The organism is Snodgrassella sp., assembly GCF_024103505.1.
In the GTDB taxonomy this organism is placed as follows: Bacteria; Pseudomonadota; Gammaproteobacteria; order Burkholderiales; family Neisseriaceae; genus Snodgrassella; species Snodgrassella communis.
On the sequence record NZ_JAGGIJ010000004.1, the window covers coordinates 99,349 to 115,606 of the forward strand.

Consider the following 16,258-nt stretch of genomic DNA (forward strand, 5'->3'; position numbering starts at 1 on the left):
ATCCTTTGTCTGGGTATTACATACGGCCAAGTTCTCGCTGGATGGCCTGAATATTCTGTTGCCGGTCGAGTACGGCACTTTGCAGTTCGGTGATGTTACCGCCTTTGCCTGTGCGGCTGCGGTTGAGTGCCTGTTGAGCCTGTGCTAAAGCGTTGCGTTCATTGGTCAGTTCCTGTTGCAATATGGCGCGACGAGTATTATCGCTGCCTCTGGGAACGATGTTAACGGTTGGTTGCGGACCGCTGTAAGCAGTAGCTACTCGATTCGCTGGGCGTGGGCGGCTGCGCACAGTTGCTGATGTGCTGTTGCGATAACTTGGACGACTATTGCTGTAGCTGCCGATAGGAGGCAGGCTGGCTACGGCACAGTTACCTTTGGGTTTGGAGGTATAGATAATTTCGCCATTTTCAAGGCAGGTATAAACTTTAGCACAGGCAATCTGTCCCATAAATAGGCTACCAGTTAGTATCAGTATCGGGAGGAGTTTGTTGTATGTCATTATTGAACCTTATACAGCGTTAATTCAGGTATTCAGGTTGATGTCTTCTACTTGTTGTTGCCATTTGAGCCAATTTTCCTCTGTTTGGGTTAATTTTACTTTGAGCTCGGCTAATTGGGTAATGATTTGTTGTAATTTTTCCCGGTTTTCGTCAAGATAGGCCTGTTCGCTGGCTAGAAATGCTTCACATTGTTGTTGTTGCTGTTGCCAGTTTTCCATGTCACGTTCGGCTTTTTCGATGTTTTTCAGTAAGGGTTTGGTCAGGCGGGCACGTTCTTGTCGCTGTTGAGCCTCAATACGTTTCTGTTCTTTGCGGTTGAGGCTATCAGTGGTGTTTTGTGGCTGTTCGTTGCTGTGCTGTTGCTGGGTTAAACGCCACTGGCGGTAGTTGCTCAGGTCTCCATCAAAATGTTTGAGTTCGCCCTGGTTGAGATAAATCAGCGCATCGGTGGTGGATTCGAGTAAGCTGCGGTCGTGGGATACGACTATCAGTGCGCCCTGAAAGCTTTGCAGTGCCAGTGTCAGGGCATGGCGCATGTCTAGATCAAGATGGTTGGTCGGTTCATCCAGTAGTAACAGATTGGGTTTCTGCCACACAATCATGGCCAGTGCCAGACGTGCTTTCTCACCGCCGGAAAAGGGCGCGATTGGTTGTAAAGCCATGTCGCCGATAAAGGCAAAGCTGCCAAGAAAGTTGCGGATTTCCTGTTCGCGCACTTCGGGAGACAGTTGCTGAATGTGCCAGATCGGGCTCTGGTCGGGACGCAGGGTTTCGAGCTGGTGCTGGGCAAAGTAGCCGATTTTAAGTTTTTCGGCGCGGACAATCTGGCCACTTAGCGGTTGCAGGCTGCCGGATATGGCTTTGATAAGAGTGGATTTACCACTGCCATTTACGCCTAGCAGGCCATAGCGGGCACCAGATTCTACCGACAGGTCGATATTGTGTAATACGGTTTTGTCGCCATAGCCAAGGTTGATGTGTTCCAGTTTCAGCAGAGGATTGGGCAGATGGTCGGGCTGCGCAAATTCAAAGGAAAATTCGCTGTCCAAATGTGCTGGAGCAATGCGTTCTAGCCGTGCCAGTGCCTTGATGCGGCTTTGTGCTTGTACCGCTTTGGTGGCTTTGGCCTTGAAGCGGTCGATAAAGGATTGCAGATGCTGGATATGTGCCTGTTGTTTGAGATAGGCTGCTTGTTGCTGTGCCAGTCGCTGTGCACGTTCCTGCTGGTAGAAATCGTAGTTACCACCATAGAGGGTAAGTTGCTGCTGTGCCAGTTCAACTGTTTGGGTGGTGGTGGCATTGAGAAAGTCGCGGTCGTGCGAGATGATGATCTGGGTGGTATTGAGATTGGCCAGATGCTGCTCCAGCCACAGGACTGTTTCCAGATCCAGATGGTTAGTCGGTTCATCCAGCAGGAGTAAATCAGTGCGACACATTAATGCTTGTGCCAGATTCAGGCGCATACGCCAGCCACCACTGAATGATTTTACCGGCTGCTGCTGTTCATGCTGGGAAAAGCCAAGTCCGTTGAGCAGTTTGGCTGCACGTGCTGGGGCACTGTAGGCACCGATTTCATCTAGACGTGCATGGTATTCTGCCTGTTTGAGGCCATCGTTGCAGGCTTCTGCCTGTTGCAGCAGCTGTTGCAGCAGCTGTAATTCGTCATCACCCTGCAAGACGTAATCCAGTGCAGGGATGTCCAGTGCCGGTGTTTCCTGCTTAACCGTAGCCAGACGCCAGTGTTTGGGCAAGCGGATATCTCCGCTGTCGTGGCTGATTTTACCCGCTAGCAGGGCAAACAGGCTGGATTTACCGGTACCGTTTTTGCCAATCAGACCGATGCGCTGGCCGGGATAGATGGTCAGACTGGCGTTGTGCAGCAGCTGTTTGCTGCCACGCTGTAAGCTGAGGTTTTTGATTTCGATCATATAAATCAGTGTGGTGGAATGGTGCTATCAGGGTATGGTATTACTGGACAATCTGGCTTAATGGCCAGCGTGGTTTGACATTAAAACCGGCAGCAGGCTGAGCACTGGCCAGATGCATGGCACCGGCAAAGGCAATCATGGCGCCATTATCGGTGCAGTAGGCCATTGGCGGAAAGAATGTACGCACTCTGGGCAGGTTGTTGAGGCTCTGGCGCAACTGCCAGTTGGCGCCCACGCCGCCGGCAACGACTAGCTGCTGATAGCCGGTTTGTTTTAGTGCTTGTTTGGCTTTGCTGGTGAGTACGTCTACTACAGCATCTTGAAATTCGCGGCAGATATTATTGCGGATCTGTTCTGGTAATTCTGCGTCACAACCTGTTTCTGTGCGGATTTTGTTTACAGCGGTTAGTACGGCGGTTTTCAGGCCGGAAAAGCTCATATTCAGGTCATGTGAATGTAGCATCGGGCGCGGAAAATGCAGACTGCCCGGCTTCCCTAGTCTGGCCAGTTCTGACAGTTTTGCACCACCCGGGTAAGGCAGGCCGAGCAGTTTGGCGGTTTTATCAAAAGCTTCTCCGGCAGCATCATCGATGCTTTCGCCCAGCAGAGTATAGTCACCGATGCCTTTTACTGCCATAAATTGGGTATGACCGCCAGAAACCAGCAGGGCGACAAAGGGAAAAGCCGGTTTTTCTTCGCTGAGCAGCGGCGATAACATGTGCCCCTCAAGATGGTGTACTGGAATGATGGGTTTGTTGAGGGCAAACGCCAGTGCGTTGGCAAAGCTGGCGCCAGCCAGCAGGGCTCCACCTAAGCCGGGCCCCTGCGTATAGGCAATGGCATCGATATCGCGGTAGGTTTTGCCGGCCTGTTGCAGGCAGGCATGAGTAAGCGGAGTGAGACGGCGGATATGGTCGCGGCTGGCCAGCTCAGGGACAACGCCACCATATTCGGCATGCATGGCAATTTGTGTATGCAGCTGATGCGCCAGTAATCCGTGTGTGCTGTCGTAGAGAGCAACACCGGTTTCGTCACAGGATGATTCGATTCCCAATACCAACATGTTTGAATATTTGAATTTTAAGCAGTAAAGCTGGTTATTTTACCTGTTTTACACGCTTTCGTGGTTAGACTGTCAGAATGGGGGAGCAAATGTTTTATAATAAGTGACTGCGTGGTTCGCAAACTTCCCACGTCAGACGGTTAGAAAATGGGTTTCTGCCGGTTCTGGAATCAAAACTAAGGAATCTGAATAATGAAACAATATGCTGAAGCACTGGTAATTTTTTCTGGTGGTCAGGATTCAACTACTTGTCTGTTGCAGGCTATCGCAACTTATGGACGCGAGAATGTACAGACGATTACTTTTCAGTATGGCCAGCGTCATGCGATTGAGCTGGAAAAGGCACGCTGGATAGCGCAAGACTTGGGTGTGGCACAGACAGTGATCGATTTATCGCTGCTGCAAAGCATTACTCATAATGCATTGATGGATGAGCAGCAGGTGGTTGAAGCGCCGACGGCGGGGCTGCCAAATACCTTTGTCGATGGGCGCAATGCGCTGTTTTTGTTGTATGCAGCGATTTTCGCTAAGGGTAAGGGGATTCATGATGTGATTGCCGGGGTGTGTGAAACTGATTTTTCCGGTTACCCGGATTGCCGCAATGTGTTTGTGCAGTCGATGAATGTAACACTGAATCTGGCAATGGATTATGAATTCCGGCTGATTACGCCGCTGATGTATCTGGATAAGGCGCAGACATGGTCGCTGGCTGATGAGCTGGGTTATCTGGATTATGTGCGTAATCATACGCATACCTGTTATAACGGGGTGGAGGGCGGCTGCGGCGAGTGCCCGAGCTGTGTGCTGCGTGAACGCGGGTTACAGACTTATCTGGCGCAAAAAACTGTTGTTTAGTATAAGTTTGTTGCCGCTGTTAGCTTTGGATTAAAAATTTTTACGTGAATAAGCCTGTTTTGCATGGGATTTAAATGGTACAAACGTGTGCAGACAGGAAAGGTACAGAGATGAGTGATAATCTGAAAACCAGTATTATTGAATTTCCACTGGATTTCCCGATTAAAGTAATGGGTGCGCAGCATCCTGAGTTTGCGGCTACGGTATTGGAGGTAGTGCAGCAGCATGCACCGGCAACGGCAGCAGCAGATATCAATACCCGCCCGAGCAGTAAGGGTAATTATATTAGTGCAACAGTGGTTATCCGTGCGCAAAGTCAGGAGCAGCTGGACAATATTTATCGTGCTTTAAGCAGCCATCCGATGGTGAAGGTTGTGCTATGAAGGTGGTGCAGCTGGGCTTGCGCGCTTATCGGCCGGTTTTTGAGGCGATGCAGGATTTTACGGCGAATCGTACCACTGAAACGGAAGATGAATTATGGGTTGTAGAACATCCGCCGGTGTTTACACAGGGGATGGCCGGCAAGCCCGAACATATTCTGGTGCATGATGAAATTGAAGTGGTGCAGATTGACCGTGGCGGGCAGGTAACTTATCACGGCCCGGGACAACTGGTGGTGTATACGCTGATTGATTTTAAGCGGCGCCATATTACCGTACGGGAGCTGGTGAGCCGGCTGGAAAACAGTATTATTGCTACGCTGGCTGATTATGGTATTGCAGCAGAAAATGACCCGAAACGTCCCGGCGTTTATGTAAACGGTCGGAAAATCGCTTCACTGGGGCTGCGTATCAAGCAGGGTTCGGTGTATCACGGGCTGGCACTGAATGTGAATATGGATCTGACACCATTTACACATATCAACCCGTGTGGCTATGCCGGCTTGCACATGACCCAGATGGCCGATCTGACAGAGCCTTGTCCTGCGCTTGCGGATGTTGCCAAACGTTTAACCGGCTACCTGACTTTGCAATTGAATGCACCGCCGCCTGAGCGGCCATCTATACAGAAAGTTGTACTATGAATCAAGATAATAGCCAAGGGGTAAAACACAAGGGTGCAGAAAAAACTGCGCGTATTCCAATTAAAGTTGTACCGCTGGAAGAAAAACTGAAAAAACCAGAATGGATTCGGGCGCGGCTACCCAGTAGCCAGAAATTTTTTGAAATTAAAAGCATTGTCCGTGAGCAGAAGTTGCATACGGTATGCGAAGAGGCCAGTTGCCCGAATATTGGCGAATGTTTCAGCAAGGGAACGGCAACATTTATGATCATGGGTGATATCTGTACCCGCCGCTGCCCGTTTTGCGACGTAGGGCATGGTCGCCCCAATCCGCTTGATCCGCAAGAACCGAAACATCTGGCCGCTTCGGTGAAAGCGATGAATCTGCGTTATGTGGTGATTACTTCAGTAGACCGGGACGATTTGCGTGATGGCGGAGCACAGCATTTTGCAGATTGCATTAGTGCTATTCGTGAGTCCAGCCCGCATACCCAGATTGAGGTGCTGGTACCGGATTTCCGTGGCCGTTTGGATACGGCGCTGGATATTCTGGCACAAACACCACCGGATGTACTCAATCATAATCTGGAAACCGCTCCGCGGTTATATAAACAGGCGCGACCCGGAGCGGATTATCAGCATTCGCTGAAGCTGTTGAAACAGTATAAAGCGTTACGGCCGGAAGTGGCGACGAAATCCGGTTTGATGGTAGGGCTGGGTGAGCGTGATGAAGAAATTCTGGAAGTGATGCAGGATTTACGCGCGCATGATGTGGAGATGATTACCATCGGCCAGTATTTGCAGCCCAGTAACAGCCATTTGCCGGTATTACGCTATGTTACGCCGGAACAGTTTAAGATATTTGAAAAACGTGCCTATGAAATGGGCTTTAAGCATGGCGCAATCGGCGCAATGGTGCGTTCCAGTTATCATGCCGACGTTCAGGCTGAACATGCTGGAGTGGTCAGCGAATGAACTTGTAACAGGGAGATGCTTGCATCTCCTTTTTTATTAATAGATAAGTCACTCTTATTGGCTTGAAACAGAGATATTGACGGTAACATTAAGATGGCGCTGTCTTGCGTATGTGCTTTTCTGCTATAGAGGCTGAGAACGGAAAATTATTTCCGGCGTATTGTCAGTATTGTTGTTACAGAGTAGCGACTGGCGAGATTTTAGGGATAAAAACTTTTCAGGTGGCGGCCGGAAATTCTTCAGGGCGAACGAAGTACAGGACAGGCTTATTTTTGTAAGGATGTCTGAGAATAGGTTTTATTTTAAAGGTAGTGTTATATTGTTGAATTAAAATATGAATTGATTATTATTCTCATTAATTTAACTTGCTAATGGCATCATTTACTCTTTTTGCCCATTTTTTTTAGATTTTAAAGCCTGATTGCCATCAATATGTAATTTGGTGAAATATAGCATATTTTTTGTTCAATACCGTTTTAATGCGTTTTAGATTGAATATATGTAGTGATTTCAACTGAAATTTAATGAAATCATAGATTTTTTTTTGTCATGCTAACCAAAAAAAATTTTGACGCATATAGGTAAATTTTTGTATGTTTGATATCTTGACTAATCAATTTGTGCTTTGCAGTTAATGCAGTAAGCGAGGTTTCCTGATGTCCAGTTTATACGACCACACTTTAGTAAAAGAAAACTGCGGTTTTGGATTAATTGCCAATATTGAAGGCGAACCCAGCCACAAGGTGGTGCGTACCGCAATATTGGGGTTGTCTCGCATGCAGCATCGCGGGGCGATTCTCTCTGATGGCAAAACAGGTGATGGCTGTGGCCTGTTGCTACAAATGCCGAAAAAATTCTTTCAGGCGGTAGCCGAAGAAGTTGGCATCACGCTGGCAAAGAATTTTGCGGTGGGCATGATATTCTTTCCACGTGATGAGGCATTGGCACAGGAGTACAAGGCCATTATTGAGGAGGAGCTGACTCGTGAAACGCTGAATATTTCACTATGGCGGCCTGTACCCACTAATCCGAAAATGCTTGGTGCCATTGCACTGGCAGATATGCCACATATTGAGCAGGTTTTTATCAATGCGCCGGCCGGCTGGCTGCCGCGTGATTTGGAACGGCGGCTGTTTATGACCCGCCGGCGCATTGAAAAGCGTATTAATCACCGCGATTTTTATATTTGCAGTTTGTCTAATCAGGTAACGATTTATAAAGGGCTGTGTATGCCCAAGGATTTACCGCGGTTTTATCCTGATCTGGCTGATTTACGCATGCAAAGTGCAATTTGTCTGTTTCACCAGCGATTTTCAACCAATACGCTGCCACGCTGGCAGCTAGCGCAACCATTTCGTTATCTGGCGCACAATGGTGAAATCAATACTATTTCCGGCAATCGGGCTTGGGCACGGGCGCGCTCATATAAATACCACACTCCGCTGATTCCGGATTTGCAGACAGCGGCTCCATTTGTCAATGAAACCGGCTCTGATTCCAGCTCACTGGATAATATGCTGGAGCTGTTTGTAAATGGTGGGATGGATTTATTTCGAGCCATGCGCTTACTGGTACCGCCGGCCTGGCAGCATAATCCGGATATGGATGAGGATTTGCGCGCATTTTATGATTTTAATTCCATGCATATGGAACCGTGGGATGGGCCGGCAGGGATTGTGCTCAGCGACGGCCGCTATGCAGCCTGCACGCTCGACCGTAATGGCCTGCGGCCGGCGCGCTATGTGATTACTCAGGACAAGCTGATTACCATTGCATCAGAAGTAGGTATCTGGGATTACGCGCCGGATGAAGTGGTGGAAAAAGGCCGTGTCGGCCCGGGCGAACTGCTGGTAATTGATACACGTGAGGGGCGGCTGATGCAATCGGCCGACATCAATACCGAATTAAAAACGCGCCATCCGTATAAAGAATGGCTGGACAAAAATGTTCTATCACTGGTTCCGTTTGAGAAGCTGCCAGACGAAGAAGTAGGCGAATCCAGTTTTTCAGCAGACAGACTGCTGGTTTACCAGAAATTGTTCGGTTATGACATAGAAGAACTGGAAAGTGTCGTGCGCGTACTGGGCGAAAATGGTCAGGAAGCAGTGGGCTCAATGGGAGACGATACGCCGTTTGCCGTGTTGTCGCAGCGACCGCGGGTATTGTTTGATTATTTCCGTCAGTATTTTGCCCAAGTCACCAATCCGCCGATAGATCCTTTGCGTGAAAAACATGTAATGAGCCTGAACACCTCCATCGGGCGCGAAATGAGCGTGTTTTTTGAAGCCGAGGGCATGTCGCACCGCGTGAATTTTCAATCGCCGGTACTGCTGTTCTCCGATATGCAGCAGTTGCTGCAATTATCAGCCGAATACTATCAGCATCATCATCTGGATGCAGTCTATAACCCGAATGAAATCAGTCTGAAAGAGGCACTGGTGCGCTTGTGTGATGAAGCCGTGGCCGCAGTCAGAAATGGGGCAGTGCTGCTGGTGATTTCAGACCGTAATGTCAGTCGAGATGCCATGCCGATTCCGGCTGTTCTCAGCGTCGGCGCGATTCAGCAGCGACTGGTGGAAACCAATCTGCGCTGTGATGCAAATATTATTGTTGAAACTGCTTCGGCACGCAATCCGCACCATTTTGCTGTACTGATAGGCTTGGGCGCCACAGCAGTATATCCCTATCTGGCCTATGAGAGTCTGGCCAGAATGGTGAGCATTGGCGCGATTACCAAGCCATTACGGCAAGTAATGATCAATTTCCGCGATGGCATCAATAAAGGTTTGTATAAAATTATCTCTAAAATGGGCATATCGACCATTTCTTCCTATCGCTGTGCCTGTCTGTTTGAAGCAATCGGCTTTCATCAGGAAGTGATGGAGTTGTGCTTTAAAAATATGCTTAACCGGATTGAAGGAGCTACTTTTGCACAACTGGATGCGGAGTTACGCTGGTTTCACAAGCGCGCCTGGCAGAAAAGCCGAGGGCTGGAAATCGGTGGCTATCTGAAATACAAGCCACAAGGAGAATTCCACACCTATAATCCCGAAGTGGTCAATACTTTGCAGGCAGCCGTCAATAGTGGTGATTATGCCAACTATCGCCGTTATGCAGATACTGTAAATAAGCGGCCTCCTTCTATGCTACGCGATTTGCTGCGGCTGAAAACCGAAACTGCTACACCAATAGCACTGGAACAGGTGGAAGCGGCTGAAAACTTGTATAAGCGTTTTGACAGCGCAGCCATGTCGATAGGAGCATTAAGTCCAGAAGCGCATGAGGCACTGGCTACAGCGATGAACCGGCTGGGCGGTTTTTCTAATTCTGGTGAAGGAGGCGAAGACCCGCGCCGTTATGGTACCGAACGAGTATCACGGATTAAGCAGGTGGCCTCAGGTCGTTTCGGAGTGACACCGGCTTATCTGATGAGCGCCGATGTTATTCAGATTAAAGTGGCTCAGGGTGCCAAACCGGGAGAGGGCGGTCAGTTACCGGGAGACAAGGTTACCCCGTATATTGCACAACTGCGCTTTGCCGTGCCTGGTTCTACCCTGATTTCACCACCACCACATCATGATATTTATTCGATTGAAGATTTAGCGCAGCTGATTTTTGATTTAAAACAAATTAATCCGCGCGCACTGATTTCTGTGAAACTGGTGTCTTTACCGGGTGTTGGCACCATTGCTACCGGAGTAGCCAAAGCTTATGCTGATCTGATTACCATCTCTGGTTACGATGGTGGTACCGGAGCCAGCCCGATTACCAGCGTGAAATATGCTGGCAGCCCGTGGGAGCTGGGATTGGCCGAAGCTCAGCAGGCACTGGTGGAAAATAATCTGCGCCATAAAGTGCGCCTGCAAGTAGATGGCGGCCTGAAAACCGGTTTGGATATTGTTAAAGCAGCGATTCTTGGTGCAGAAAGCTTTGGTTTTGGTACCGGGCCGATGATTGCCTTAGGCTGTCGCTATCTGCGCATCTGTCACCTGAATAACTGTGCTACCGGCGTAGCTACTCAGGACGATACCCTGCGTCAGGAACATTTCCATGGTTTACCAGAAAAAGCAATGAATTATTTCAGATTCATTGCACAGGATGTGCGCGAAATCATGGCACAGCTAGGAGTAAGCCAGTTAACCGATTTAATCGGCCGTACCGAGCTGCTGGAAATCGTGTCTGGCATCACGCCGAAACAAAGTACGCTGGATTTGAGCAAGCTACTGTACTCACCTAAAGTACCGGATGGCAGTTCGCGTTACTGTACTCAGACCAATCCGCCGTTTGATAGCGGCCGCCTTAACCGCACCATCATGCAGGATATCGGGGATGCAGTGCAAAGCGGTGCAGATGTGGATTTAAGCTATGACATCAACAATACAGACCGCTCAGTAGGTGCTACTTTGTCCGGTCAGATTGCTGCGGCTTACGGCAATCGCGGCCATGCACCACAACGCTTTGATATATACCTGAATGGTACCGCCGGACAAAGTTTCGGTGTATGGCTGGCCGGAACCGTAAACCTATATCTGACCGGAGATGCCAACGATTATGTAGGCAAAGGAATGGCCGGCGGCAAGATAGTGATTCATCCGCATGGCGGTACAGCATTCCGGCCGGAAGACACCACAATTATTGGCAATACCTGCCTGTATGGCGCTACTGGTGGCAAGCTGTTTGCTTCCGGCAAGGCCGGTGAGCGTTTTGCCGTGCGCAATTCCGGAGCAACAGTTGTCGTGGAAGGTATTGGCGACAATGGTTGCGAATACATGACTGGCGGTGTGGTATGTGTACTGGGCAAAACCGGAATCAACTTCGGTGCTGGTATGACTGGCGGTTTTGCCTATGTACTGGATGTGGATGGAGGCTTCAGGCAGCGCATCAACCCTGAGCTGGTGGAAGGGCTGGATATCAGTGCGCTGAGCATGCATCAGGAAAACCTGCGTGGCTTAATTGCTGAGCATGTGGAGAATACTCATAGCCCGTTAGGGGAACGCATTCTGGCTAAATGGGACAATTATGTTAACCGCTTTGTACTGGTTAAACCGAAAGCCAATGATGTTCATGCGCTGCTGGGACACAAACCACGTACCGTTACCGAGCTGAGAGCCGTTACACAGTAAAGCCGCTCCAAAATCAGAAATAAACAGAAATAGTGCAAGGAACACCAGATGAGTCAACGCGAAAATGTTTACCAGTTTATCGATGTCCCGCGTGTCGATCCTCCGAAAGAACCGCTTACCGTGCGTCAGCATGAGTTTGCGGAAATCTATCAGCCGTTTACTACCGCTCAGGCGATTGCTCAGGCTGATCGCTGTCTGGCCTGCGGCAATCCGTACTGCCAGAATAAATGTCCGTTACACAACAACATTCCCAACTGGCTGCGGCTGGCGAATGAAGGACGGATTATTGAAGCAGTGGAACTGGCGCATACCACCAACAGCCTGCCGGAAGTATGCGGACGCGTGTGTCCGCAAGATCGCCTGTGCGAAGGCGACTGTACTCTAAACGCTGAATTTGGTGCGGTTACCATTGGTGCAATCGAAAAATATATTACCGAACAGGCTTTTGCGCAGGGCTGGCGTCCTGATATCAGTGCGGTGGAAAAAGTGGGCAAAAAAGTAGCCGTAGTGGGCGCCGGGCCGGCTGGGCTGGGCTGTGCCGATGTACTGATTCGCAATGGTGTTGACGTTACAGTATACGAACGGGCGACAGAAATTGGTGGCTTGCTCACATTTGGCATTCCGGCTTTCAAACTGGAAAAAGAAGTGATGATGCACCGGCGCCATGTACTCACCGATATGGGGATTGAATTCAAACTGGGTGTCAATGTCGGTACAGACATCACCCTGCAACAATTGGAACAACAGTACGATGCTGTATTTCTGGGCGTAGGGACTTATCAGGGGCTGCGTGCCGGCATTGAGAATGAAGATGCCAGCGGCGTCTATCTGGCCTTGCCATATCTGATTGGCAATACCGAAAATCTGCTGAATATTGCCAGTAAAAATTATGTTTCCATGGCCGACAAACGCGTAGTAGTACTAGGTGGTGGCGATACTGCCATGGATTGCGTACGCACAGCTTTGCGTCAACAGGCAAAAGAAGTTATCTGCGCCTATCGCCGCGATGCAGCCAATATGCCCGGTTCCAAAAAAGAATTCAATAATGCGCGTGAAGAAGGCGTACAGTTTAAATTCAATGTCCAGCCACAGGCCATAGTGACCGATGCAGAAGGTGCTGTTACTGGCATACAGGTAGTAAAAACCCGTATGGGCGCAGCAGACGAACATGGGCGCCGCCGCGCTGAAATCGTTGCCGGCAGTGAAGAAGTGATTGCCTGTGATGCCGTGATTGTGGCGTTTGGTTTTGCGCCACACAACATGCCGTGGTTAAGCACTGTCGGCGTAACCGTGGATGAACGTGGCCGCATTCAGACTAATGGTGAATACAAACAGCAAACCGCCAATCCGAAGATCTTCGCCGGTGGTGATATTACCCGCGGTTCAGATCTGGTCGTTACCGCCATCGCCGAGGGACGAGATGCAGCACAAAGTATCATGGATTATCTGCAAGTCTAATAAACTAATTACCAGATAAACTGCCTGATGCCATCTGTAAGTATGGCATCAGGCAGCTTTGTTTTCCTAGGTAGCGATTGATTATTGCTGTGCCAGTATCTGCATGGCTGCACGCTTGCCCCAGTAGCAGGCTTCTTCGAAAATCGAATAACCGGATAAATCACTATGGGCAAACTGTAAACGTCCGGTATAAGAACGCAGTGCCTGTAAACCCTGATTGGTCAGATAGCCCGGCTGCGGTACCGCCATGGCGTGGCCGCGCAGACTTAACCGTGCCTGTAGTATGCGCCGGCGCAGGACTACTCCGTAAATCTGTTCCAGCTCCGTTGCGGCACATCGGTAAATCTCTTCCGGCGAGGCAGACAGCATCCAGTGGCGTACATTTGCTGGTGTATCCTGATTCAGTGCCGTATAAGCGGTAAAAGAGGTGTAAGCCGGTGGCCCTTGCCGGATTTGCTGATGGGTGGCCACTACATAACCCAGCCCCGCACTCTGATACAGAATATTGTCCCACGCCAGCCTACTGCTCTTGCTTTCTGGTGGCATTCCGCGTAACAAGAAATTAGCCACAATCCACGGTGCATACTGTGGCATATGGCTTTCAGGCTTAAAACCATACTGTTGAATATTTTTAACTACATGTGCAGCAATGTACAGTGGCATGGCACAGATGGCATGGCGCGCTTCAAGCCAGAAATATTTATGCTGGCCGGTACAGACCAGCACACGCACACTTTGTGTATGTTCTTCAATCGAAACTGCAAAGGCATTCAAACTGTATGGTCGCTTAGGTGGCTGGCTGCTTTCAGGCCAGCGATCAAGTGGTTGCAGACGGCAGAATGTGCGTATGCGCTGCGATAGTTCATGCAGACCATGCGGCCATGTCAGCACTGAACCATGCTCATTTTGTTCATTACCGCGTGCACAGAAGTAGTGTAAACCTGCCCAGGCACAGATTTGGCTGATACCTTGTCCGTAATCATCACGGCAGCAATAATCCAGATACCATAATAATGTTGATGAATGATAACCCTGCTGTTGCAGCCAGTGGGCAAACGTTATCTGTTCCAGCCGACGCCAGTGGCTGTCGGTACTGGATAAATCTAGCGGGATGGTAAACAGGCGTTTGCCATCGGCACCACGCTGATTGCTGAGCTGATGGATCAAGCGAAAAAAACGCTCACTGTCAGCATCACGCTGTGGCAGTAATTCATTCTGCCAGTGCTGCTGATAAAACAGGCGTTCATTGGGTACTTGCAGCAGGGCACGTTCATCATACACACCATGCTGGTAAAGTTGTAAATCGCCAAGTAATTCACGAATGTGTTCAGACTCGGGCGAGGGCAGAGGCAGGTAATGAGCGCCAGTTGGGTAATCCACGCCAAACTGGCTTTCGCCACGATTGTTACCATTACGTTCCGCACCATCAAGCAGGATATAATCCTGCATTTTCTGTCTGGACAATTGCCACGCGGCAGATAAGGCAGCAGCTCCACTGCCGATAATCACCGTGTTGACGTAGTGTGTGGGTATGTTTGCAGGCGGCTGCATTTGTGCATCACGAATAGCATGGCCAATCGCTTTACCCGGAAAATCCACGCTGATTGGCGGTCTTCCGGGCACAAAATAACGCCATGCCTCGTAGCCGGTTAATCCTACCATGCTGACACCGAGTGCATGGCCGAGAAAGCGGCGGCGACTGATTTTCATCTTTCATCCCCCCCTAGCGCATGACCGCACGCCAGTCTGCTTCAAAGTATTCCACTAGCTTTTGTGTATTCAGATGATTGGCTTCAACCGCACGTCGCTGCATGTCCTTCGGAAAATTAAACATTTCCCGCGTACTATTGGCATCGAGATATCGGGTTGGGACACGGTAGTGGTCGGGAATCAGAAATTCACCATTCTGATTAGCCATCACGTAGCCCCATTCGCCAAAGGAAGGAACATAAACGTGATAGGGCAGGGTTTTCAGTCCGGCTGCCTCCAGTGTGGTGACAATGCACCAGAAAGCATTAGGTGCAAAATAGGGCGAAGTGGATTGCACCACAATATTGCCATGTGGGTTTAAGTGTCGTGCTACCATGCGATACATTGGTACAGAATACAGTTTGCCCAGAGAAAAATTGGAAGGGTCTGGAAAATCGATAATAATTACGTCGAATTTTTGCTGATTATGTTCTAGCCATTGTGCCGCATCGGCATTGATAATGCGCATTTTCGGATGGTTGAGTGAATCTTGATTAAGTTCGCGCAGTTGTGCTGAAGTGCGGAATACTTTGGTCATGCTGGCGTCCAGATCAACCAATGTAACCTGTTTAACTTGTGAATATTTCAGCACTTCCCGCGCAGCCAGTCCATCACCGCCACCCAGTATCAGTATATTGGCTGCCTTTGGGTTCTGCTCCATTGCCGGCAACACCAGTGCCTCGTGATAGCGTGCTTCATCTACTGAAGAAAACTGCAAATTGCCATTGATAAACAGCCGAGTATCATTGTGCCACTTGGTAATTACTAACCGCTGGTAAGGAGAAGCGGTGCTATAAACCACCGGATCACCGAAATAATGCTCTTCAGCCTTATTGGTAATCTGATTGGCGTAGCAGAAAAACAGCAGCAGCACAAACAGAACAATATTGCCACGCAGACACAAGTGCCGATAACGGCGCAAATCTTTTTTAAATAGGCGCGCAGTTAATAGGGCAACAACTGTATTCAGAATCCCGAAAAGCAAAGCACTTCTGGCCATGCCCAGCTTCGGTGCCAGAATCAGCGGAAACAGCAGTGAAACGGCCAGCGCGCCGAGATAATCAAAGGTGAGTACTCGGCTAACCACTTCCTTAAACTCAACCTCACGCAAATTGAGCACCCGCATCACCAGTGGCAGCTCCATACCGGTAATAATGCCTATAATCAGTACCAGCCCATACAATACCGAGCGAAATGGTGCAGCGGAAAAACCAAACAGCACAAATAAAAGCAGTGCAGAAATACCGCCGACTATACCCACCAGAATTTCAATGTCAATAAAGCGGCTTAATGCATCTTTGTCATGAATATAACGAGTCAGATGAGCACCAATACCCATGGCAAACATATATACACCGATAATCGACGAAAACTGTAGTATCGAATCCCCAAGCAGATAGCTGGCCAGTGCTGCCATGATTAACTCATAGGCCAATCCGCAACTGGCTACCACAAACACCGACACAATTAATGCAGGATTCACTATTTATCCTTTATTGATTTCTGATGTTATCGCTACAGTGATTGGTAGCTTGCTCCGTAAGTCAGCATTGCCATTACTTATGGTGGCTTTGATAACTCATAATCACTGCCCGAATCTAAACT

Annotated in this window: 11 protein-coding genes; 6 read left to right on the forward strand and 5 right to left on the reverse strand. The window is 49.2% G+C overall.

Annotated features, from left to right (window positions below; all coding sequences use genetic code 11):
• Positions 1-16 precede the first annotated feature (16 nt).
• Genes J6578_RS05610 through tsaD form a run of 3 tightly spaced genes read right to left on the reverse strand, consistent with a single transcriptional unit; the run spans position 17 to position 3,491 of the window.
• The gene (locus J6578_RS05610; RefSeq protein WP_037404865.1) at positions 17-499 is read right to left on the reverse strand and encodes a hypothetical protein; all 483 of its coding nucleotides are present in this window, start codon (positions 497-499) and stop codon (positions 17-19) included.
• A 24-nt stretch (positions 500-523) separates the two neighbouring features.
• Positions 524-2,428, reverse strand: coding sequence for an ABC-F family ATP-binding cassette domain-containing protein (locus J6578_RS05615; RefSeq protein ID WP_287954078.1), 1,905 nt, complete (start codon positions 2,426-2,428; stop codon positions 524-526).
• Between the two features lie 40 nt (positions 2,429-2,468).
• Complete coding sequence (gene tsaD, locus J6578_RS05620; protein WP_287954079.1) at positions 2,469-3,491, reverse strand: tRNA (adenosine(37)-N6)-threonylcarbamoyltransferase complex transferase subunit TsaD; 1,023 nt, start codon at positions 3,489-3,491, stop codon at positions 2,469-2,471.
• Between the two features lie 192 nt (positions 3,492-3,683).
• Between tsaD and queC the strand changes: the two genes are divergently transcribed.
• From queC to J6578_RS05650, 6 genes are all read left to right on the forward strand, one after another.
• Positions 3,684-4,346 (forward strand): 7-cyano-7-deazaguanine synthase QueC, encoded by a 663-nt coding sequence (gene queC, locus J6578_RS05625; protein ID WP_037490100.1) that lies wholly within the window; start codon positions 3,684-3,686, stop codon positions 4,344-4,346.
• 110 nt (positions 4,347-4,456) lie between these two features.
• Positions 4,457-4,729 (forward strand): HP0495 family protein, encoded by a 273-nt coding sequence (locus J6578_RS05630; protein ID WP_037490101.1) that lies wholly within the window; start codon positions 4,457-4,459, stop codon positions 4,727-4,729.
• The gene (gene lipB / locus J6578_RS05635) at positions 4,726-5,370 is read left to right on the forward strand and encodes a lipoyl(octanoyl) transferase LipB (RefSeq protein WP_093092769.1); all 645 of its coding nucleotides are present in this window, start codon (positions 4,726-4,728) and stop codon (positions 5,368-5,370) included. The genes J6578_RS05630 and lipB overlap by 4 nt, the downstream gene beginning before the upstream one ends.
• Entirely contained in the window at positions 5,367-6,323 is a 957-nt protein-coding gene (gene lipA, locus J6578_RS05640; protein WP_100149444.1) for a lipoyl synthase, read from the forward strand. The genes lipB and lipA overlap by 4 nt, the downstream gene beginning before the upstream one ends.
• 656 nt (positions 6,324-6,979) lie before the next feature.
• Complete coding sequence (gene gltB, locus J6578_RS05645) at positions 6,980-11,446, forward strand: glutamate synthase large subunit (protein WP_093092773.1); 4,467 nt, start codon at positions 6,980-6,982, stop codon at positions 11,444-11,446.
• 48 nt (positions 11,447-11,494) lie between these two features.
• The gene (locus J6578_RS05650; RefSeq protein ID WP_287954080.1) at positions 11,495-12,904 is read left to right on the forward strand and encodes a glutamate synthase small subunit GltD family protein; all 1,410 of its coding nucleotides are present in this window, start codon (positions 11,495-11,497) and stop codon (positions 12,902-12,904) included.
• An 81-nt stretch (positions 12,905-12,985) separates the two neighbouring features.
• Here the strand turns inward: J6578_RS05650 and J6578_RS05655 are convergent, their stop codons facing one another.
• Positions 12,986-14,614, reverse strand: coding sequence for an FAD-dependent oxidoreductase (locus J6578_RS05655; RefSeq protein ID WP_287954081.1), 1,629 nt, complete (start codon positions 14,612-14,614; stop codon positions 12,986-12,988).
• A gap of 13 nt (positions 14,615-14,627) precedes the next feature.
• The gene (locus J6578_RS05660; RefSeq protein ID WP_257380732.1) at positions 14,628-16,136 is read right to left on the reverse strand and encodes a polyamine aminopropyltransferase; all 1,509 of its coding nucleotides are present in this window, start codon (positions 16,134-16,136) and stop codon (positions 14,628-14,630) included.
• Positions 16,137-16,258: the final 122 nt, after the last annotated feature.